21 protein-coding genes and 1 tRNA gene are annotated in these 21,366 nt (G+C 47.1%); 2 read left to right on the forward strand and 20 right to left on the reverse strand.

Going from position 1 to position 21,366, the window contains the following annotated elements:
- Positions 1–24 precede the first annotated feature (24 nt).
- From VP472_RS15045 to VP472_RS15090, 10 genes are all read right to left on the reverse strand, one after another.
- Entirely contained in the window at positions 25–219 is a 195-nt protein-coding gene (locus VP472_RS15045) for a hypothetical protein (protein ID WP_025851666.1), read from the reverse strand.
- Positions 216–431 carry a hypothetical protein gene (locus VP472_RS15050; RefSeq protein WP_153986736.1) on the reverse strand — a complete coding sequence of 72 codons (216 nt, stop codon included), beginning with the start codon at positions 429–431 and terminating at the stop codon, positions 216–218. The genes VP472_RS15045 and VP472_RS15050 overlap by 4 nt, the downstream gene beginning before the upstream one ends.
- Entirely contained in the window at positions 428–610 is a 183-nt protein-coding gene (locus tag VP472_RS15055) for a hypothetical protein (protein ID WP_099320001.1), read from the reverse strand. Before VP472_RS15055 ends, VP472_RS15050 begins: the two co-directional genes overlap by 4 nt.
- 35 nt (positions 611–645) lie before the next feature.
- Positions 646–969, reverse strand: coding sequence for a hypothetical protein (locus VP472_RS15060; protein WP_029974761.1), 324 nt, complete (start codon positions 967–969; stop codon positions 646–648).
- The gene (locus tag VP472_RS15065) at positions 959–1,123 is read right to left on the reverse strand and encodes a hypothetical protein (protein WP_153986737.1); all 165 of its coding nucleotides are present in this window, start codon (positions 1,121–1,123) and stop codon (positions 959–961) included. Before VP472_RS15065 ends, VP472_RS15060 begins: the two co-directional genes overlap by 11 nt.
- Positions 1,124–1,355: 232 nt before the next feature.
- On the reverse strand, positions 1,356–1,775 hold the full coding sequence (locus tag VP472_RS15070; protein ID WP_025851674.1) for a helix-turn-helix domain-containing protein: 420 nt from the start codon (positions 1,773–1,775) through the stop codon (positions 1,356–1,358).
- Between the two features lie 146 nt (positions 1,776–1,921).
- Complete coding sequence (locus tag VP472_RS15075) at positions 1,922–2,980, reverse strand: tyrosine-type recombinase/integrase (RefSeq protein ID WP_153986738.1); 1,059 nt, start codon at positions 2,978–2,980, stop codon at positions 1,922–1,924.
- 142 nt (positions 2,981–3,122) lie between these two features.
- A tRNA-Ala gene (locus VP472_RS15080) sits at positions 3,123–3,195 on the reverse strand.
- Positions 3,196–3,322: 127 nt separating this feature from the next.
- The gene (locus VP472_RS15085) at positions 3,323–4,153 is read right to left on the reverse strand and encodes an undecaprenyl-diphosphate phosphatase (protein WP_044801954.1); all 831 of its coding nucleotides are present in this window, start codon (positions 4,151–4,153) and stop codon (positions 3,323–3,325) included.
- Positions 4,154–4,244: 91 nt separating this feature from the next.
- Positions 4,245–5,405, reverse strand: a complete 1,161-nt coding sequence (locus VP472_RS15090; protein WP_014305691.1) for an AI-2E family transporter — start codon at positions 5,403–5,405, stop codon at positions 4,245–4,247.
- 179 nt (positions 5,406–5,584) lie between these two features.
- Here VP472_RS15090 and VP472_RS15095 point away from each other — a divergent pair, with 179 nt between their 5' ends.
- On the forward strand, positions 5,585–6,571 hold the full coding sequence (locus tag VP472_RS15095; protein ID WP_063637073.1) for a Gfo/Idh/MocA family protein: 987 nt from the start codon (positions 5,585–5,587) through the stop codon (positions 6,569–6,571).
- A gap of 31 nt (positions 6,572–6,602) precedes the next feature.
- Here VP472_RS15095 and VP472_RS15100 read toward each other — a convergent pair whose 3' ends face one another.
- The 5 genes from VP472_RS15100 to tlpB (VP472_RS15120) all read right to left on the reverse strand — a co-directional run bounded on the left by VP472_RS15100 (position 6,603) and on the right by tlpB (VP472_RS15120) (position 15,586).
- Complete coding sequence (locus VP472_RS15100; RefSeq protein ID WP_146277408.1) at positions 6,603–7,127, reverse strand: type 1 glutamine amidotransferase domain-containing protein; 525 nt, start codon at positions 7,125–7,127, stop codon at positions 6,603–6,605.
- A 65-nt stretch (positions 7,128–7,192) separates the two neighbouring features.
- Positions 7,193–9,295: a methyl-accepting chemotaxis protein gene (gene tlpB / locus VP472_RS15105; protein ID WP_442879405.1), complete on the reverse strand. Its 2,103-nt coding sequence runs from the start codon at positions 9,293–9,295 to the stop codon at positions 7,193–7,195.
- A 19-nt stretch (positions 9,296–9,314) separates the two neighbouring features.
- Positions 9,315–11,300, reverse strand: a complete 1,986-nt coding sequence (gene tlpB, locus VP472_RS15110; protein WP_094247551.1) for a methyl-accepting chemotaxis protein — start codon at positions 11,298–11,300, stop codon at positions 9,315–9,317.
- A 127-nt stretch (positions 11,301–11,427) separates the two neighbouring features.
- Entirely contained in the window at positions 11,428–13,416 is a 1,989-nt protein-coding gene (gene tlpB / locus VP472_RS15115; RefSeq protein ID WP_070082267.1) for a methyl-accepting chemotaxis protein, read from the reverse strand.
- Between the two features lie 184 nt (positions 13,417–13,600).
- Entirely contained in the window at positions 13,601–15,586 is a 1,986-nt protein-coding gene (gene tlpB, locus VP472_RS15120) for a methyl-accepting chemotaxis protein (protein ID WP_146275387.1), read from the reverse strand.
- Between the two features lie 141 nt (positions 15,587–15,727).
- On the opposite strand from tlpB (VP472_RS15120), the gene VP472_RS15125 reads away from it, so the two are divergent.
- Positions 15,728–16,465 (forward strand): protein-glutamine gamma-glutamyltransferase, encoded by a 738-nt coding sequence (locus tag VP472_RS15125; RefSeq protein WP_070082268.1) that lies wholly within the window; start codon positions 15,728–15,730, stop codon positions 16,463–16,465.
- A gap of 17 nt (positions 16,466–16,482) precedes the next feature.
- On the opposite strand, the gene VP472_RS15130 is transcribed toward VP472_RS15125, so the two are convergent.
- From VP472_RS15130 to VP472_RS15150, 5 genes are all read right to left on the reverse strand, one after another.
- A complete protein-coding gene (locus VP472_RS15130) occupies positions 16,483–16,734 on the reverse strand; it encodes a hypothetical protein (protein ID WP_070082269.1) in 252 nt (83 codons plus the stop codon).
- Positions 16,735–16,759: 25 nt separating this feature from the next.
- Complete coding sequence (locus VP472_RS15135) at positions 16,760–17,791, reverse strand: NAD(P)H-dependent flavin oxidoreductase (protein ID WP_070082270.1); 1,032 nt, start codon at positions 17,789–17,791, stop codon at positions 16,760–16,762.
- Complete coding sequence (locus tag VP472_RS15140; RefSeq protein WP_070082271.1) at positions 17,788–18,204, reverse strand: secondary thiamine-phosphate synthase enzyme YjbQ; 417 nt, start codon at positions 18,202–18,204, stop codon at positions 17,788–17,790. Before VP472_RS15140 ends, VP472_RS15135 begins: the two co-directional genes overlap by 4 nt.
- A gap of 121 nt (positions 18,205–18,325) precedes the next feature.
- Positions 18,326–19,984: a glycoside hydrolase family 13 protein gene (locus tag VP472_RS15145; protein WP_146275389.1), complete on the reverse strand. Its 1,659-nt coding sequence runs from the start codon at positions 19,982–19,984 to the stop codon at positions 18,326–18,328.
- Positions 19,985–20,073: 89 nt separating this feature from the next.
- Positions 20,074–21,363: a hemolysin family protein gene (locus tag VP472_RS15150; RefSeq protein ID WP_007408640.1), complete on the reverse strand. Its 1,290-nt coding sequence runs from the start codon at positions 21,361–21,363 to the stop codon at positions 20,074–20,076.
- Positions 21,364–21,366 lie beyond the last annotated feature (3 nt).

A 21,366-nucleotide genomic window follows, 5' to 3' on the forward strand; every position in this document is an offset into this window, starting at 1 on the left:
TTGCGATATAGTTGAGATACAACGTCACTCATTTGGCGCGTATGTCATATCTTCATCGTACCTTTGGTTTGCGATATCCCAAGCTTCGTCGTAATCTAAGTTGTTAGTTTGAATAAATAAGTTCAGCAATTGAAGAATATAACTGTAATCATCCGTCAGTTTTTCAAATTCTGCTTGTTTTTCCGCGCTCAACTCATTCACCAGGATAGTTCCCTTCATTTTAGCGCCTCCTTTGCGATTCTATTGATTTCCCTAAGAACGATATCTCCCTTAGAAATACTCGATACGGTCGCGATTGTACTAAGCGCAGGAACACAGCGCCGGAGTTCCTTATTCCGCAGTTCAAGCCGGTCATTCTTCGCCTTTAACCGATCGTTCTCGCCAATCAAATCCGCCACAGCACAACGTAATCGTTTAACTTCTTCGGTCATCGCTTACCCTCCCATTCCGGAAATATTGATTTTACGAACTCTTCCGTTGTCAGTTCGCGCTTGGTTCCGTCTTTAGATGCGATAATGAAACCCTTCGGATTAGGTTCGTCGCGAAGACTAACACCGTACACAGCTGCGATCTCTTTTAGCGATTGAAAATTAACGTCATTTCCAGCCACGTTTTCGCCACCTCTCCGCCGTTTTATCGCTGACCCTACCAATCGCCCTCGACCGCCAGTAAAGCCGCTATTCCCTCGCGAAACTCCCGTATTAATCGTGCTAATTCCGCCAGCGATGTCGCATCCGAGTCGCGCAACCGTCGATTCATTACGTCGAGTACCGCGCGTTCGACCGTTGAGTGGTACGCTACTTCGCGCCACTTTTCCTTCGGCGTCGGATCAGCGTTCGGATTTTCCGCAAGCTTCTTCGGCCAGTTCGGAGCTTTCGTTGGGTCGGTGAAATAGCGTTCATTTACGATAATGTTAAGCGAGTCGGACGTTAGTTTGTAATCGGGTGAGATCGGGATTTCAATCGCCATTGTTGGCGTCGCCTCCTTCGTTAATTAGTCGCCAAACTTTTTCTTTAAGATCGTATACAGTTCCGCTGTATTCACCCTCGATAGTAAGGGATTCTTTCGGGTCTAGCTTATCTAAGCCGTCAAGTATAAGCATTAATTCCAGTTCATTAAACATATCGCACATCCTTCCGTTTACTAATAAGACCTAGCAATCGTTCGCTTTCGCTCACTCTTGCGGATGTTCCTTACCGCGATAGAATTATTATTTAATAAGTATCTGCGCGAAAAGGTTTTAATTGAGCGCTATTATTTATCTAGTTATTAATGGCTCTAGTTAAAAGATGGTTCTAGTTAGTGTAAAGTCGAGCCGTGTATGGGTCCGCCGTGTATGGCTCGGCGTCACATGGCTACGTAAGCTCCTCCGTATCTCCATCGAATATCGCGAGCTGACTGATCGGCATAATCGTATATCTCGCGTTATCCCATCGCTGCGTCTTCGGGTCCCGCGCCTTCTGCTTTACGACTAACGGACGCTCTTGCCATCGATATTCGCACAGCGCTTTGATCCGCCTGTTCGCTGCAGCTCGGCTGAGATTTAGCGCGCCGGCTATCTGATCCTGTGTCGGGTAGCATTCGCCATTAGCGTTCATGAACGAAGACAGTACGCAAAGAGTCTGCCAACGCTCCGCCCCGATGTCCGCGATAAGGCCTTTCTTGACGGCGTCAACGTACATCTTAACGAAGATGCGCGTTTCGGCCTTGCCGGACGTGACGTTGTATTCCGATTGAGATTCGACGGATACGAGCCGCTGATGTTCGTCGGTCATTCGTTATCACCTCTCACTTCTATAACGGGTAGGCTACCGTCAATTTTGCGACATCAGAAGTAAAACTTTTTACAACCGATAATATGCACGCCAAATTAATACCGCGCAAAAACGGACAAAAAAAATAACCCGGCCGTATGGCCGAGTCATCGTCTCCGAGTTTTTCGTTTCTTATTTTTATTTTCTTGTATCTGAAGTAACGGCGAATGCTTACTATGCTCTTTAGCCAACGCTTTTTTGGATAGATGGGTATAACGCTGTACCATACGGAGATCGTTATGTCCGAGTATCACCTGCAAGTGCCGAATGTCTCCACCATCTTCTAAAAACATCGTCGCACCCGTATGACGGATTAAATGAGGATGCACGCGCTTTTTGATGCCTGCCCTATCCGCGTAGTTATTCAGACGCTGCCTGAAGTTATTAGTTGTCATCTTCTCGCCGTAGTTCGCCAAAAAAACATACTCACTATCGAATTCTTCGTTTTCTCTTATAAGTTCGCGCAGCAGTCGAAGTGTTTTATCCTCTAACGGTACAAATCTTCCCCTTCGATTCTTTACGTCTTTCCCTTCGAGTATCAACGTTTTGGAGCCGAAATCAATACTCGACTCTTTAATTGACAACACTTCGCCTACACGCATCATGGAGTCGATCAGGCATGTCAGCGCAACGTAATCTCTAAATTCGACGAAAGATCGCTGATCCATCGCATTAAGAATCGCCCGCATTTCGTCAGGTGAAAGGATATTTATCGGACTCTCCGGGTTCGTGATTAACGTAACCTCTTCGAATGGGTTATCGTCCGCATATGCCTCTTTAATCGCGAAACGAAAGAACGTCCGTATGGTCTTAATATAATCGTTAACTGACCGCGGAGATAACCCTTGCGTCTTATGTTCGTCCAATTTGAAACTGTGGCCGTCGAACTTTATTTTATCGTTAATCAGCCACGATACAAAGCCGCGCGCAAAGTCAACGTCAATATGACGTATGTCTGCGGACACTCCGATCTCCTCCGCGTACTTCGTTAGATACCGACACGCCCGCATGTACTTATCGATCGTTTCCTGAACGACATTCTCAGCGCGTTTGGCATCGCATAGTCTATCGAATATGTATTCGAGATCGTACGTACCTTTTCGCGTTGTCTTTACCGAGGCCCTTCCGGCCTTCACACGCTTACCTTTTCGATTTTCTGAATGCATAAAAAATCGCCTCCCATTTCGTATGGAAGACGATTGAAAAAACGGTGCGCCACGCTGTCCGAATCGGAAGCGCTACGCTGTTTTAGTCACCGGGTAAGTCATCGTTTAGTCAACGTTGATATACCGCGGTTTCATTCGGGTATGGAGCCAAGGGGGCTCGAACCCCTGACCTCTACGCTGCCAGCGTAGCGCTCTCCCAGCTGAGCTATGGCCCCGTGCTGTAACGTCATGTTTTATTATAGACGACTCTTCTATGAATTTCAAGCAGAAAATTCAGTTTGCTCATATTTTCCTGAGACGTTTTTCGAACATAAAAAGAAGACCCTCCGGGGGCCTCTTCGTTTATCGCACGAGCATGATTAAAATGATGCCGAGGATGACACGGTAAATGGCGAACGGGACAAGCTTAATCCGGTTAATGAGCCGAAGAAAAAATTTGACGACTAAGAGGGCGACGACAAAGGCGCAGATAAAGCCGACAAGAAAAAACGGAATCATGTCATAAGAAAGACTGCCCCAGTATTTCACCAGCTTCAGAAGGCTTGCGCCCGCCATAATCGGAATGGCCATAATAAATGTGAAGTCTGCGGCTGCCCGGTGATTCAAGCCGACAATGACACCTCCGGCAATCGTTGAGCCTGAGCGGGAAAATCCGGGCCATAAGGCGAGACACTGGAATAATCCGACACAGAAAGCCTGTTTGTAGGTGATTCTGTCCACCGTATCGATCGTTTCTTTCCTTTTATTGATCCAGTCCGCTATAAGCATAAGCACGGCTCCGGCAATTAATCCGTAAGCGACCGTTCTGACGGAGAATAAATAGCGGTCAATGAAATCCTCAAATAAAAAGCCGAGCACCGCTGCCGGAACAAGACCGACGGCGATTTGCGCGATGGTCAGCCTGTATCCCTTCTGCTGATCGCGCGTGACGTTTTTTTTGAGGCCGAGTAAATGTAATATCCGATCCTTAAACACAATGGCCACCGCCAGAATCGAACCGAGCTGAATCACCACTTTGAAGGAATTGGCGGCTTCCGGATTCATCAGGCTTCCGGATTTCAGCCAAATGTCATCCGCTATGATCATATGTCCCGTGGAAGAAACCGGCGCGTATTCCGTCAGCCCTTCCACGATTCCCAAAACGGCTGCTGTGAACATCTCCCATAGTGTCATCCCATTCTTCCCTTCATTCATCATTTACAAAAGAGAAGCTCTCCTCTGAAGGAAAGCCTGTCTTATAATAAATATCATGTCCGTTCCGATTTTATGACTTCGATACAGCATCATTTTTTTCTTCTTCATATAAATGCGAACGCATTTTGAACCAATCAAACAGATGGGTCGTGACCACTTTGATGACCGCATACCCCGGGATGGCTAAAATAATGCCGACAACCCCGAACAGCTTTCCGGCGGTTAAAAGAACAAAGATGATGGTAATCGGGTGAATGTGAAGATTTTTCCCCATGATCTGCGGCGAAATTAATTTACCTTCCACGAGCTGGACAACGGTCCAGACAATCGCAAGTTTCAGCAGCATAAGAGGCGAAGTGACCAACGCGATAATAATCGCCGGCGTGATGGCAATGGTCGGCCCTAAATACGGAACAACGCTCGTACAAGCGGCAATGACCGCAAGCAGGGAAGCATAATCAAGTCCGATAATCAGATAGCCGATAAATAATAAAAACCCGATGCAGAAGCTGACGATGACCTGTCCTCTGATATAGGAGCTTAATCTGTGGTTCATTTCACTAAGCATCGTATACGTTTGTTCTTTCAGACGGGTGGGCACAAACTTTAAGATATAGATCGGCAGTTTTTTGCCGTCTTTCAGCAAATAGAACAGAATAAACGGCACGGTCACAATTGAAATGATCACTTCAGTCAGCGCGCCGATAAAATTCCCGACTCCGGTAAATGTGCTGTTTGCAATTGTCGCCGCCTGCGCCGATACTTTATTAGCAAGATCGGAAATGTTGATATTCATCGTCTTTTGCGCCTGATTTACAAAATCGCTTCCGATCAGGCTTTTCGTCTGATCTTCAACGATGTCCACATATTTCGGCAGGTTGTCGATCAGGCTCATGATCTGTTCCTTTAAAAACGGAATAATTGAAACGACCGTAATCGAAATCAGCCCTATAATAATGAGGTAAAGGAGCAGGATGGAATAGACTCTTTTCACTCTTATTTTTTCCAATATATCTACGATCGGATTAAGCAGATAATAAACAATTCCTGTCAAAATGACGGGGAGCGCAATCGTTTTGAGCAGGACGATAATGGGTGTGAAAATAAATGATGTCTTCATAAAGACAAGGATATTGAGACCGATGAGCAGCAATACAAGCAAAAACAAGACAAATTTATTGTCTAAGAAAAACTGTTTAAATCTGCCGCCCCATGTTTGCAATGTTTCCACTATTGTTCCTCCATCATATGTATTTTACTTAAATTGTACACTATCGTTCCTGTAATGAAAAATAATAACCGGTCTCTATGGGAATTTTTCCTACCCCTTTAGCTGGCAGCCTTTTTTCCATTTATGTTTCCCAGAAAAAAAGCTATAATGTAAGCCAATACATAGAAGGAGCGATAGCAATGATTCGATTTGCAACAGTCGGAACGAATTGGATTACAGAACGATTTCTGGAAGCGGCTTCTGCTATTGATGATTTTCAATTAACGGCGGTTTATTCCAGAACTGAGGAACGTGCGGCGGAATTCGCCGGCAAACACGGCGCTGCTCATTATTTCACCAGCCTGAAAGAAATGGCGGAAAGCAAAGCCTATGACGCGGTGTATCTCGCCAGCCCGAATGCATTTCACAAAGAGCAGGCGGTCCTTTTTATGGAACACGGCAAGCATGTACTGTGCGAAAAACCGTTTGCGTCTAACGCAAGGGAAACGGATGAAATGATTCACGCAGCCAAAACGAACGGCGTTCTCTTGATGGAAGCCATGAAAACGACGTTCCTGCCGAACTTCAGCATGCTTCAACACCACTTACATAAAATCGGACCCGTCAGGAGATTCACGGCAAGCTACTGCCAATATTCATCACGATATGATGCATATAAAAACGGTACGGTGCTTAACGCGTTTAAGCCTGAATTATCGAACGGTTCGTTAATGGACATCGGCGTGTACTGCATTTATCCGGCCGTCGTCCTGTTCGGCAAACCGAAAAACGTCATTGCGACCGGTCATAAACTAGCATCCGGCGTTGACGGCGAAGGCACGGTCATTCTGTCATACGACGGATTTGAAGCGGTGCTGATGCATTCGAAAATCTCAAATTCGTTTGCCCCGGCGGAAATTCAGGGTGAAGACGGCACGATCGTTCTGGACAGCATTCACGGACCGGAACGGGCGGAAATCCGCTATCGTGACGGCCGGACGGAAGACATTTCAGTCCCTGATCTGAAACCTTCGATGTACTACGAAACGGCTGAATTCATCAATCTTCTTCGAAACGGACAGCGGGAGTCTTCCGAAAATACATTTGAACGTTCTTTCATTACGGCGAGCATTATGGAAGAAGCGAGAAAACAAATCGGAATCGTCTTTCCCGCCGATCAAAACTAAAAACATCCGCCCGGATTCGGGCGGATGTTTTTTATTTGGACGCTAACAGGTCAGCAAACGCTTTTGCATACTGCGGAAGGTCGGGCGGGCGGCGGCTTGATACAATGTGGCCGTCAGTTACGACAGCTTCATCCAGCCACTGTGCCCCTGCATTTGTCATGTCGTCTTTGATGCCGGGCGTGCTCGTTACTTTTTTTCCTGCAAGAATTCCGGCAGGTATAAGCACCCAGCCCGCATGGCAGATCTGGCCGATCGGCTTTTTCTGCTCGTTCATCGTACGGATGATGTCCAAAACTTCGGGATATCTTCGCAGTTTGTCAGGAGCCCAGCCGCCAGGCACGAGCACGGCATCATACTCCTGAATAATCAGGCTCTTAAAATCGTAATCCGCCGTCGCGGGCACGCCGTATTTTCCTTTGTATGAACGGCCCGCTTCTTCTCCTATTAAATGAACGATCGCGCCTTCCTCTCTCAGCCGGTAGACGGGATACCAAAGCTCTAAGTCTTCAAAATCGTCACTGACAAGCGCTATGACTTTTTTGCCTTCTAATCTCATCACTGCCACTCCCTTCTTTTATATTAGTGTATCGCTTTTTTCAGATGAGGAAAAGAAACAGCTCGTTACAGCTGTTCTTCGTCTTCAGACTGAATCGTAAATTTCCGTGTGACCTGCTGCAGTTCTTCAGCCATATGCGCAAGCGTTTCGGCGGATGAACTGATTTCTTCCATGGAGGCCAGCTGCTCTTCAGCTGAGGCGGCGATGTCTTGAATGCCGGCGGACCCTTCTTTGGCGACTGAGGTAATGTCCTCCACTGCGTTTGTCACATTTTGCGACCCGGCTGCAAGCTGCTCAAGCGTTCCGTTCATCTGCTGCAAGGCGCCTGAAATCTGAGTCGTCATTTCTGAGATTTTTTTGAAGCTTTCGGCCGTTTGATCCGTAATATCGAGGCCTTCCTTCACATCTTGATTCACCGCTTGGAATACGGAAAGCGATGTGGCGATTTCTTTGACGATTTCCTGAATCAGCGTTTCGATTTCCTTCGCGGAGCCGGCGGATTGTACGGCAAGCTTTCTCACTTCTTCCGCAACGACGGAGAAGCCCCGCCCGTATTCGCCTGCTCTGGCCGCTTCAATGGCCGCGTTTAAGGCAAGCAGATTTGTTTGATCGGCAATGCCGTTAATGACGTTCAGAATGCTCTTAATGTCGTGCGACTTCGTTTCCAGCCCTTTTACGACCGCTTCCGCCTGCTGTACGGAACGATCAATTGTTTTCATCTGGCCGACCGTTTTCGCCACTAATTCTTCTCCGCTTCCGGCCGTTTCAGAGGTTTGAATGGCGGATTCAGTGATTTCCGCCGATACATTCGCCGTCTCGGCAATGCCGGCATTCATTTTGGAAAGATGATCGGCACTTTCTTCCAATTTCTCGCTTTGTGATTCGTTTCCGTTTGAGAATTGTTCAATCGCCAGAGTAATATGCTCTGTCGCCTTGCTTGTCTGTCCGGCGGATGCCGTCAGCTCTTCAGATGAAGAAGCGACATGTTCGACGGATGATTGGATGACGCCGATGACAGACCGGAGTGATGCCGACATCTCATTGAAGCTTTGGCTGAGCTGCCCGAATTCATTTTTTGACTTGATGTCAATGACTTCCGTTAAATCGCCGTCACTGATTTTAGCTGATGTCGAGACAAGTTTTTTGAGCGGTTTTGCAATCGAGCGAATGATAAAAAAGATTAAAATACCGCCGACGATAAGAGAAACCGCCAGGATGATCAGCGCCATTTTCATGACAGGCGAGGCTGCGTCATGGATCTCACTGACAAAAAATGTGCCGGCGATTTTCCAGCCCGTCAGTTTGTTTGTCGTGAAGGCCATTTTCTTCTGCTGTCCTTCAAACATGTATTCAAACGATCCGCTTGATTTGGAAAATACCTCTTTCGTCCACTCTCCGGAGCCTTCCGTTCCCGCTTTTATAGTCGGATGGGCGATGTATTTTTTATCCCCCGTTGTAATGAAGGCAAATCCTTTATGACCGATCTGGACGCGTTCGGAAGCGTTCAGCAGGTCGCCCAGATTAATATCAAGCGCCACAACGCCTGATCCGTCTTTTGTCTGCTGGGCAATCGTAACGACCGTCTGTCCGGTTGCAGCGTCTTTATAAGGCTCGGTAAACACCGGCTGCCCGCTTTTTTCAACCGCCTTTGTATACCACTCGCGCGTGAGCGGATTATAATCGGACGGCATGTCAGCGGACGGATATTTCACAAACGCTTTGTCGCGAGACGCGGCGTAAATTGACGCGACATCGCCATTTACGGTGACATACTGCTTCATATTGTCGAGCAGTGCCGATTTATTTTTCGTGTTCAGTTTTTCCTTTGTGATTGATTCGCTGTAGTAGTCAATCGCTTTCAGCTTGCCTTCGAGCATGTTTTCCAGCACGCTGTTCAGTTCACTGACATTTCCCTGGGCGCTGTGGGTCAGTTCTCTTTCTAATGTACTCCCCGCCGTTTGGTAGCTGAAGTAGGCGAGTATGCCGACCGGAAGCACCAATACGGCTAAAAATGCCGCGATCAGCGGCTTGCTGATGGATGGCTGTTTGATCCAATGTATCAGTTGTTTCATTTTTTCAGTCTCCTTCTTTGAAAAGCTAAATCTAATATCGTCAGATAGGACAAAAGATTTATTAAAAAAACTAAAAAAAACACCCAAACAGCACATTTGGGTGTTCTATGACCTATTAATCTATTTTAAATCGTTTCGTCATATCACGTAATTCTTCCGCCATCTGGGATAACGTTTCCGAAGACGAACTGATTTCTTCCATTGAAGCCAGCTGTTCTTCGGCAGAGGCCGCGATATCCTGAATGCTGGCGGAGCTTTCTTTTGCGATGGACGCGATTTGCTCAGAAGCTCCTGAAATCTGCTGTGATCCTGCTGTCAGCTGTTCTACCGTCGCATTCATATTTTGAATTTCTCCGGCGATCTGGTTCGTCATTTCAGAAATCCGTTTGAAGCTCGTTTCGGTCTGATTCGTAATATCCAGTCCGCTCTCCACCTCTTTATTGACCGATTGGAACATGCCGAGAGATGTATTGATTTCGTTGACGATTTCTATAATTAAGCTTTCGATTTCTTTCGCTGAATCGGCAGACTGGACCGCAAGTTTTCTGACCTCTTCGGCGACGACTGAGAAGCCCCGGCCGTATTCACCCGCACGCGCGGCTTCAATTGCCGCGTTCAGCGCAAGAAGGTTTGTCTGATCAGCGATTCCGTTAATGACACCGAGAATGTTTGTAATGTCTTTTGATTTTGTCTCAAGTCCGCGCACCACTTGTTCAGCTTCTTTCACTGACCGGTCAATGACGTTCATTTGGCCGACCGTCTGGTGGACGAGCTTTCCGCCTGAATTGGCGACTTCCGCTGATGTGACGGAGGATTCGGTAATGACGGCAGATGCTTTCGCCATATCTTTAAGCCCGCTGTTCATTTGATAAATATGTTCCGCCGCGCTTTCGATATTTTCACTTTGGCTTTCATTTCCGTTAGAAAATTGTTCGATCGCCAGTGTGATATGTTCCGTTGCCTTGCTTGTCTGCTCCGCTGAAGCCGTCAGCTCCTCTGAGGAAGATGCGACGTTATTCACGGAATCCTGAATGGCATGGATGAGAGACCTGAGTGAAGCGGCCATATTGTTAAAGCTTTTGCCCAGCTCGCCTAATTCATCTTTTGACTGAATTTCGATCGTTTCTGTTAAGTCGCCTTCACTGATCTGTTTCGATGATGTCACAAGCTGCTTGAGCGGTTTTGTGATTGAACGGATAATCAGCACCATGACGATGGTTCCGATGACAATCGCTAATACGAGAACGAGCAGGGACAGATGAAGGATCGGCAAAGCCGCTTCATGAATTTCGTCCAGATACATCGTTCCGGTAATCTTCCAGCCTGTCAGCCCGTTCGTATCATAAGCCATTTTCTTTTCCTGGCCGTCGTATTTGTATTGAAAATCACCTTTTTTGCTGGTGAACAGCTGTTCAGCCCACTCCCCGTTTAGTACTGTGCCTGACGCACGGTTCGGGTGGGCGACCACTTTTTTGTCTTTCGTCAGGATAAAAGCGTAGCCTGATTTTCCGATGTTCACTTTCTTTGTCGTTTTCAGAAGCTCATCAATTTTCATATTGATGGCGACGACCCCTGAGCCGTCTTTCGTCTGCTGAACGACCGTCACGACCATCGTATTGGTGGAAGCCGTGCGGTAAGGATCTGTTACAACAACTTTCCCCTTATTTTCCACGGCCTTTTTATACCAGTCTCTTTCAAGCGGATTATATCCTTTAGGCATCTGCAGATCCGGATACCGTGTGAAATGTCCTTCCGTGTCACTCGTATAGATGGATTCCACGTCTTTATTGATCTTCATGTACTCTGTGAATTTATCGGTAATTTGCGATTGGTTTTTCGGCTTGTACCGATCCTTTGTGAGCCAGTCGCTGAAATATGCCGTTCCGTCTTCCTTTTGGCTGATGCTTGTGTTGATCATATCGTTAATCTGCTGCACATTATCTAGTGCGCTTCCCATCATCTGCCTGTCAAGCGTGCTAACCGCCGATTGATAGGCGATAAAAGCCAGCGTTGAAATAGGAAGAATGAGAATGGCCAAAAAAGAAATGAGCAGTTTTCTTGTAAGCGATCTCTGCTTGATGATTTGCACAATTTTTTTCATCTGCTATATCTCCTCTTGCGTGTTTACCCTTCATATCGGCAATTATGGGTAAATATACACATCCAAAAAGAAGAAATATAACGAAACATACTTTTTACCTATTACAAAATTAGTCTTTTAGACTTAATTAAGAGTTTATCTTAAAACGCTTTGTCAGTTCGCGTAATTCTTCCGCCATTTTTTCCAGCGTGACGGCTGAGGAACTGATCTCCTCCATGGACGCAAGCTGCTCTTCAGCTGAAGCCGCGATGTCCTGAATGCCGGCCGCGCTTTGTCTGGAGACTGCCGCGATATCCTCTGAAGCGTTTGATACTTCCTGAGATCCGGCAGAAAGCTGTTCCACGGTTGCATTCATATTTTGCAGTTCACCGGCAATCTGATTTGTTTTAGCGGAAATGTCCCGGAAGCTTTTTTCCGTTTCGTCCGTTAACTGAAGTCCGCTTTTCACCTCGTGATTGACGGATTCCAGCATTCCGAGCGAAGTATGAATTTCTTTGACGATTTCATGAATTAAGGATTCGATTTCTTTCGCTGAATCTGCGGATTGGACGGCAAGCTTTCTCACTTCTTCGGCAACAACTGAAAAACCGCGTCCGTATTCTCCCGCTCTTGCCGCTTCAATGGCTGCATTTAAAGCAAGCAGATTCGTTTGATCGGCAATGCCGTTAATGACGCGCAAAATGCTGGTGATGTCCTGCGATTTGAGTTCAAGCCCTTGTACGACTTGCTCCGCTTTACTTACGGATTGGTCAATAGCGCCCATCTGGCCGGCTGTTTTCTTGACAAGCCGCTCACCGGCGCCGGATATCTCCGCCGATTCAATTGACGTTTCCGTCACAACGGCTGCCGCTTCCGCCAGATCGCTGAGCCCGTCTTTCATCTCATTCACTTGTGCTGTCGCTTTATCAATACTCTCACTTTGGTCTTCCGTTCCATTAGAAAACTGTTCAATCGCAAGGGTGATATGTTCCGTTGCTTTGCTCGTCTGCTCAGCCGAAGCCGTCAGCTCCTCTGAGGAAGAAGCGACATGTTCAACAGAGTCCTGAATTCCTTGAATAAGCGAACGGAGTGAATCTGTCATATGATTAAAACTTTTACCGAGCACGCCGAGCTCATCTTGAGAGCCGACATCAATGGTTTCCGTCAGATCTCCGCTGCTGATTTTTTCCGCTGAAGCTACGAGACGTTTTAACGGTTTGGTAATTGAGCGGATGACAAAATAAATGAAAATCATCCCTGCGGCAATGGCTATCGCCAATATGATAACGGCCAGAGTCAGAACCGGTCTTGCCGCATCTTTGATTTCATCCACGGACATGGTTCCGCTGATCTTCCAGCCCGTCGCTTCATTGGTCACGTACGCCATTTTTTTCGCTTTCCCGTTCAGCGTATATTCATAGTCGCCTTTTTGTCCGCTGTATAATGTATCAACCCATTTTCCCGATACCGCCGCGCCGGCTTTTTCATCACTGTAGGCAACGGCTTTTTTATTTTTGCTGAGGATAAAGGCGTATCCTTCTTTTCCGATGTTCACTTCTTTTGTCATCGTGATGAGATCGTCGATTTTTATATCAATGGCGACGACGCCTGATCCGTCTTGCGCCGCGCGGGCCATGGTGACGACCATCTTTTTGTTTGAGATAGACTCATAAGGGTCCGTGATGATGGTTTGGCCTTTATTCTCCATGGCTTCCTGATACCAGCTTCTTTCAAGCGGATTGAAATCGGCCGGCATATCGGCATGCGGATAACGGGTAAACGTTCCTTCCTTGCTGCTTGAAAATATGGCGGACGCTTTATCATTGCTTTCAATAAACTGTTTGAACCTTTCTTGCATTTCCGTTTGTTTTTTTTCTTTAAATTTAGCGCTTGTCGCCCATTCGCTGAAATATGCTGAGCTTTTTGTAAACATTCCGATCCGGTCATCAATCATATTGTTTAAGATTTGCACATTTCCTTCGGCGCTTTCCATCATTTGCTTTTCAACGGATGAAGCGGCCGAACGGTAGGCGCCGGCAGCCAATACTGCTACCGGAATAATTAAGATCAGTAAAAATGAAATAATAAGTTTTTTGGCTATTGATTTTCTGGCGATTTTTTTTGCTGTTTTTTTCAATTTTGTAAACCTCTTTCAATCATTTACTGTTTATATCGGCCGACTCCCTTTTTATTACATTGAAAATTAAGTCATAAATGAAAAATAGTTCTATGTACTCCCTTTGTATGCAAGACTTTTTATTTAATTATCCGGCTGTCACTATAAAAAAGGACGCCTTCCACCTGGAAAGCGTCCTTTTTTACTAGTTGATTTTAAATTGTTTCGTTAATTCCCGCAGTTCTTCGGCCATTTGCGCCAACGTATCGGCGGATGTGCTGATTTCTTCCATTGATGCAAGCTGTTCTTCTGCGGATGCGGCAATATCCTGAATGCTTGCTGCGCTTTCCCGTGATACGTCCGCAATATCCGTCACTGCAGCTGAAACGTGCTGAGAGCTGTCTGACAGCTGTTCAACCGTGCCGTTCATCGATTGAAGCTTCTCGGCGATATCGTTCGTCATGCCGAAGATATTCTGGAAGCTTTCTTTCGTGCGGTCCGTCACGGCAAGTCCTGATTGAACTTCTTCATTGACGGATGTAAACATGTGAAGCGATGTATTGATCTCAGCCGTGATTTCCTGAATGAGTTTTTCAATCTCTTTGGCAGAACCGGCGGATTGGACGGCAAGCTTTCTCACTTCTTCGGCTACTACTGAGAAGCCCCGCCCGTATTCACCGGCTCTTGCCGCTTCAATGGCTGCATTTAATGCAAGCAGGTTTGTCTGATCGGCAATGCCGTTGATGACTCTTAAAATATGAGCGATGTCTTTTGATTTGGCCTCAAGGCCTTTTACAACCGCTTCCGCCTGCTGGACCGATTGATTGATGAGATTCATCTGCCCGACGGTTTGCTGCACATATTCTTCCCCGGTGCCGGCAGCTTCCTTCGATTGTTTAGATGCTTCCGTAATGGATGATGATGTGCGGGAAACGGCGGCGAGTCCGTCGTTTATATGATTCAGCTTGGCTGAGCTTGAATCGACTTTTTCGCTTTGCTCTTCGTTTCCGTTTGAAAACTGCTCAATCGCCATTGTAATATGTTCCGTCGCTTTGCTTGTCTGCGAAGCTGATGCGGTCAGCTCTTCCGATGACGCGGCCACGTTGTCGACAGAGTTTTGGATCGCGCTGATCAGTCCGCGCAGAGATTCTCCCATTTCATTAAAGCTCGCTCCGAGTTCGCCCAATTCATCTTTCGAGCGGATATCAATGGTTTCGGTCAAGTCTCCGCCGCTGATTTGTTTAGAAGAGCGGACAAGCCGTTTCAGCGGTGACGTAATGGATCTGACAATCAACAGAATTAAAATTCCCCCGATGATAATGGATGCTGCAAGGACAATCATCCCCATCGTCAGCACCGGTTGTGAGGCGTCTTTAATTTCGTTGAGCTCCATGCTCCCCTCTATTTTCCATCCGGTCAGTTTATTTGTCGTAAACGCCATTTTTTTATTTTGATCATCGAGCTGGTATGAAATAATGCCGCTGTCTTTGCTGTATACCTCATTCAGCCACGGGGTTGAAACTTTATCGCCCGGTTTGTGGTCTTTATGCGCGACATAGGTTTTATTTTTGGACGTGATAAACACGAATCCTTTTTGTCCGATTTTGATTCCCTGCATCTGCTTCAGCAGCTGGTCAATCGTAATATCCATGGCCACTACGCCTGTTCCGTCCTGCATCTGCTTTGCCACGGTAACGACCATGCTGCCGTCGCTTGCCGCGGTGTAAGGGTCGGTGACAACGAGCGTGCCGCCGGCCTTCACAGCGTCTTTATACCAAGTGCGTGTTCTCGGATCGTAATCGGCCGGAGTATTCTCCTTCGGCGCCTGTGCGTAGCTGCCGTCTTCCGTACCTCCGTAAATGCGGGCTACGTCCTTATGAATAGACGTGTATTGCCCGAACTTTTCTTCAAGAGCAGACATGTTTTTCTTTGAGAAGGATGACCCTTTTAACGTTTCGCTGAAAAATTCAATCGCCTTTGCTTTTGCGCCGATATCATTTGTAATGGTTGTGTTAAAAGATTCGATGTTATTTTTCGCGTTGCCTGAAATCTGATCATCCAGCGAATTGCTCGCCGTATGGTATGAACTGAATTCTAACACGAGAATCGGTATGATTAAGATCACGATAAATGAAATGATTAATTTACGTGAAATCGATGCCTTTGTGCACCAATTAATGAATTTTTTCATATTAAGCTGCTCCCTCAAGTGTGATACCTTATATATCGGCTCAGTCTTCACATTTTGTTAACATTTCCTCCTTTTTTATGACTTGATTTTCATTGCCCAAGCTTCCTGCATATCTTATAAAAAAAGATAGGGGGCGCGCAGATGATTATCATATCCGGCCAAGTGCTTCGGCCTCAGGACATCGCGAACTGGCAGACGGAAGAAAGCCTTGTTCCGTATATAAATGACCTGCTCAATTCTCCCGTACAATTCGATTACGGGTCGATTGCTGAACTGATGTTCGAGGTGCGGCTGCGCCGCCATATTGTGGAAGCCGCAAGAGAACTGCACGGATCAGGTGTGAAATTTGCAACTTTCGCCAAAACATACGGAAATACGGCTTATTGGAGACTGACGCCGGAAGGAGCCCTGGAGCTGAAGTACAGGATTCCCGCTTCAAAAGCGATTCGGGACATTATTGAAAACGGGGCGTTTTACGCATTTGAATGCGCTACCGCCATTGTTGTGATTTATTATCTGGCCGTCTTAAAGACAATCGGTGAAGAACGGTTTAACCTGCGTTTCCGGAATATCACTTTGTATGACTGGCACTATGAGCACCTGCCGATCTACACGGAAACCGGCAGCCACTTTTTACGGGGAGATTGTTTATATTTTAAAAATCCTGATTTTAACCCTGCAAAGGCTCAGTGGCGGGGAGAAAATGTCATTGTGATGGGGAATGATCAATATTTCGCCCACGGTCTCGGGATTCTGACCGCTGAACAAATCATCCAGAGATTGAATTCTTTAAGAAAAAAAAATGCCGTGCAGCCGGCTTATCTGCTTAACCAGGCAACAAGGCTTGATGCACCCGCGCTTTATCAGATCATGCATTAAAACAATCCCATCGTCTGTCATTGTGACGATGGGATGTGAAATGCTTTTCTTTTCCGGTAAAAAGCCGTCGTGCCGAGCGCTTGATTTGCAGCCCATTCAAACTTCTCTAAATCATGGCGGGTGACGGCTCTGTCCCGTCTGCTCCATTTAATGGCGCGGACAAAATAATACCCTTTAATCGGCGCCATGGTGACTTTGGAATGTGGAAAATCTTCAAAGACAAACTCAATAATCCCTCTTTTTTTATAGGACATTTGAAGAATCTTCATCATCCATCACCTCACGATTTCTGGATTATGATTCGCACAATCCGTCCAAAACGGTTTTCACGTCTGTCGGCCCTTCAAGTTTCGCGGCGGACTGGCCGGCCCATAAAGACATATACTCCGCGTCTCCTGATTGAGCCGCGTGCCCGCGCATCGGCTTTGTCAGCGTATTATGCAGCGGATAAGGCAGCGTTTTTCCCTCATCAGCTTCATATGTTTTCATGAACTGATTCACGATTCCCCGCGCCTGTTTTCCCGAAAACAGGGTGGTCAGCCGCGTATCGGCTCCTTTTGATTCGGCAATGGCTTTTTGGTATGCCGGTGAGGCGCTGCTTTCTTCACAAAGGAGAAACGGTGTTCCTACTTGAACGCCGTCCGCACCCAAACATCGGGCCGCCTGCACCCCGCGGCGGTCAAAAATGCCGCCTGCCGCAATCACCGGGATATCCAGCGCGTCTTTAGCCTGCGGAATCAGCGCCATAAGGCCGAGAGCCGGTTCTCCTTTAACCGGCAGAAACGACCCGCGATGCCCGCCGGCTTCTATTCCCTGAAGGATAACGGCGTCCATTCCCCGTTCTTCAAAAGCCTTCGCTTCCTCCGGCGTTGTCGCCGTGCCGAAAAGGAAACAACCGCTTTTCTTCAGCTTTTCCGCCGTTTCTTCCGGCGGCAGGCCGAAGGTGAATGAACACGCTTTGATTCCGTAACGGATCAGAAGCTCCGCTTTTTCCTCGAAATCATTCCATTCTTCTTTCAGATCAGAGAACGGCTTGGCGTCTTTTGCCCTCGGGATGCGGGCTTTCCATTTTTCAACGAGTTCCGCCTCAGGCATCTGTCTTTCTTCCGGGACGAAAAGATTTACTTGAAAGGAGCGGTCCGTCAGCTCTTTCATCTCGATAAGCTGTTTTTCAAGCGCTTGCGGGCTGACGTATCCTGAAGCGAGGCTTCCGAGCGCCCCTTCATTTGATACCGCCGAAGCCAGACGCGGCGTGACCAGTCCGCCGGCCATCGGCGCCTGAATGACGGGCTTTGTTAATGATAATGGACCCATCCACTCACTCATTTGTTTTCCTCCGTTTCAGCCTGTATTTTGATATAACATGTTCTGTTTCGCGGACCGTCAAATTCGCAAAAATAAACGCCCTGCCATGTTCCGAGTATCAGGCGCCCGTCTTCTATGATGACATGCTGAGAGGCGCCGGTTGTACTCGCTTTCATATGTGCCGCCGTATTTCCCTCCATATGCCGGTCCAGTTCGTGCTCCCACGGATACACTTCGTCAAACCTGCGGAGCATATCCCTTTTCACATCCGGGTCGGCATTTTCATTGATGGTAATGCCGGCGGTGGTATGGGGACAGTATATGAGCGCCAAACCGTTTTTTACGCCTGTTTCGCGGAGAAAAGATTCGGCTTCATGTGTGATGTCGATCATTTCATCCCTTTTTTTTGTTTGAATCTGCAATTTTTTCAGCATATGAATGCCTCCTTTCTTTTTCTCTTCCTTTCCCATATTCGTTTCTGTATTTGTCTTTTCCTGTCGGATCGCGATGATAAACGCAGATCACAAAAAACTTCAGCCTCGGGACTGAAGTTTTTCACCATATATATACGCGGGCCTCATAAGGCTTTAACAGAAAGGATGTCACATGGCGGTGCGCTTCTGTTTCCGCGTTTGCAAGCACGAGAGAATCGGAGTCAAGCGGATAACCGGGATGCCTGTATAAAGCGGGGGTTTGGGACAGATTTGTGATGATCAGGGCGGTTTTTGTTCCGTTTTTTCTTAGATAGGCATAAATCTGCCGGTCATTCGGAAGCAGCAATTCATATGTGCCGCTGATCAATACGCCGTGTTCTTTTCTGAGGGCGAGCAGCCGTTTGTAGAAATGGTATACGGATGTTTCATCCTGCAATTGTGATGCAGCGTTCAGCCATGTGTGATTCGAATTCACTCCGATCCACGGAGAAGCATCAGAAAACCCGCCGTTCGCCTCACTGCTCCATTGCATCGGTGTCCGTGAATTATCCCGGCCCTTCTTCCAGATGATCTTCATCACTTGTTCATGCGGAACGCCGCGGGACGTCTCTTTTTCATACAGATATTTAATTGCGGCGTCATCATAATCTTCAATGGATGGGAACGAAACATTGGTCATTCCGAGCTCCTGCCCCTGGTAAATAAACGGCGTGCCTTTCATCAGCATATACATCGCGGCGAGTGCCTTGGCGCTTTCTGTCAAAAACCGTTCGTCACCCCATACCGAAACGGAACGGGGCTGATCATGGTTCTCCATAAATAACGCATTCCAGCCCTTTCCTTCAAGGCTGTTCTGCCAGTCGGACAAGACGCGCTTAAGCGCCGGAATGGAGATGCTTTGATCATCTTCCGTATCCCAGAGGCCGAGATGTTCAAATTGAAAAATCATTTGAAAGACGCCGTTTTCTTCACCGGCCCAATCAGCCGCCTCCCAAGCCGCCACTCCGTTCGCCTCGCCGACCGTCATGATCGGATAGCGAGAAAATGTTTCCCGCTTCAGCTCTTTTAAGAGATCCATTATGCCTTCCCCATTCATATGATACGGGAAAGACGGGACGTACGGGAGACCGTCCGGGTTCGGCATGTCAGGGAGCCCTTCTTTTTTCTTAATGTGAGAAATGGCATCCACCCGGAAGCCGTCTATGCCTTTATCAAGCCACCAGCGGACCATCTCATAAACGGACTGCCTCATCGCTTCGTTTTCCCAATTTAAATCAGGCTGTTTTTTGTCAAACAGGTGCAGGTAATACTGGCCGGTCTCTTGATCATATTCCCACGCCGATCCGCCGAAAATGCTTTCCCAATTGTTCGGCTCTTTGCCGTTTTTTCCGTCTCTCCAGATGTACCAGTCCCGTTTTTCGGAATCTTTCGCTGAGCGTGATTCGATAAACCAAGGGTGCTCATCGCTTGTATGGTTAATGACGAGGTCTATAATCAGCTTCATGCCGAGCGCATGGACATCCGCAAGGAGCCGGTCAAAATCCTCCATCGTCCCGAATTCGCCGGCAATTTGTTTATAATTCCGAATATCGTAGCCGTTGTCCGCGCCCGGCGAGTCAAAAACGGGACAAAGCCAGATCACATCCGCCCCCAACTCTTTTATGTAATGAAGCTTTGCTCTGATGCCGTTCATGTCGCCGATTCCGTCCCCGTTCGAATCCATAAAGCTTCGGGGATAAATTTGATAGACGGCCGCCGTTTTCCACCAATCCGTTTTCATATCGACACTCCTTTCTTTACAGCATATGAAGGAGCGGGACGAAGAAGCATTTTTTCCATAAAAAAAGCCTCATTGCAAAAGCAGGAGGCTCAGAAATCAGTTTTTTTAATTTCAACGAAGCGGATATGATGGTCTTCCGCTTCCAGCACCTTAAATTCACACCCTTCGGCATGAAACACATCACCATTTTTCAGCTCCATTTTTTGTGTTAAGAGCCAGCCGGCAATCGTGTCAATGTCTTCATTTTCGATGGCGATATCAAGGAGATCATTCACCTCTTCTATGAGCGCCTTGCCGTCCATCACATAATGGTGTTCGCCTTTTTTGACGATGTGGGGCATTTCATCCTGGTCATATTCATCACGGATTTCCCCGACGATTTCCTCCAATATGTCTTCGACGGTCACAAGTCCCGCCGTGCCGCCGTATTCGTCAACGAGAATCGCCATATGAATCCGCTCCTTCTGCATGCGGATCAAAAGCTCCTGAACGGGGATGCTTTCAATGACTCTGATGACCGGACGCATAATTTCTTTTAATTCAATGGAGCGGCCGAGAAAATACGCTTTAAATAAATCCTTATTGTTAATAATGCCGAGAATGTGATCTTTGTCTTCCTTAATAACCGGATATCGCGTATACCGTTCGTTGATGATCAAATGTATGGCTTCATCAACTGACTGTTCAAGCGAGATGGCGGCGATTTCGGTGCGCGGCACCATGATTTCTCTGGCGACCCGATTATCGAATTCAAATATTTTATTGACGTAACGGAATTCAGATTGATTGATTTGACCTTTTTTATAGCTTTCGGACAAAATCAGCCGCAATTCTTCTTCACTGACCACGACCTCATGTTCTTTCACCGAATGAAAACCGAACAGCTTGACCAAAAATCCGGCTGAGCCGTTTAACAGCTTAATAAACGGATACATCACTTTATAAAACAGAATGAGCGGTTTCGCCGTCCACAGACTGACGGCTTCGGCTTTTTGAATGGATATCGTTTTCGGCGCAAGCTCTCCGATGACGACGTGCAGATACGTGACGGCGATAAACGCCGCAATAAACGTGACGACGTGCGTAATAGATGACGGCATTCCGATCAGGCTGAAAACAGGATGAAGAAGCCGCTGAATCGTCGGTTCACCGAGCCAGCCGAGTCCGAGCGCCGTAATCGTAATGCCGAGCTGGCACGCTGATAAATATTCATCGAGATTTGAAATCACCCTGTGCGCCGCGAGCGCCCGGCTGTCTCCGGTTTCAACCAGCTCCGCGATTTTTGAACCGCGGATTTTGACAATCGCAAATTCCGCAGCGACAAAGATGGCCGTTAATCCGATTAACAGCATAATGAGAATCAGTTTTAATATAAGCAAAAA

The sequence above is a fragment of the Bacillus sp. MT(2024) genome (genome assembly GCF_036362845.1).
Classification (GTDB): domain Bacteria; phylum Bacillota; class Bacilli; order Bacillales; family Bacillaceae; genus Bacillus; species Bacillus velezensis.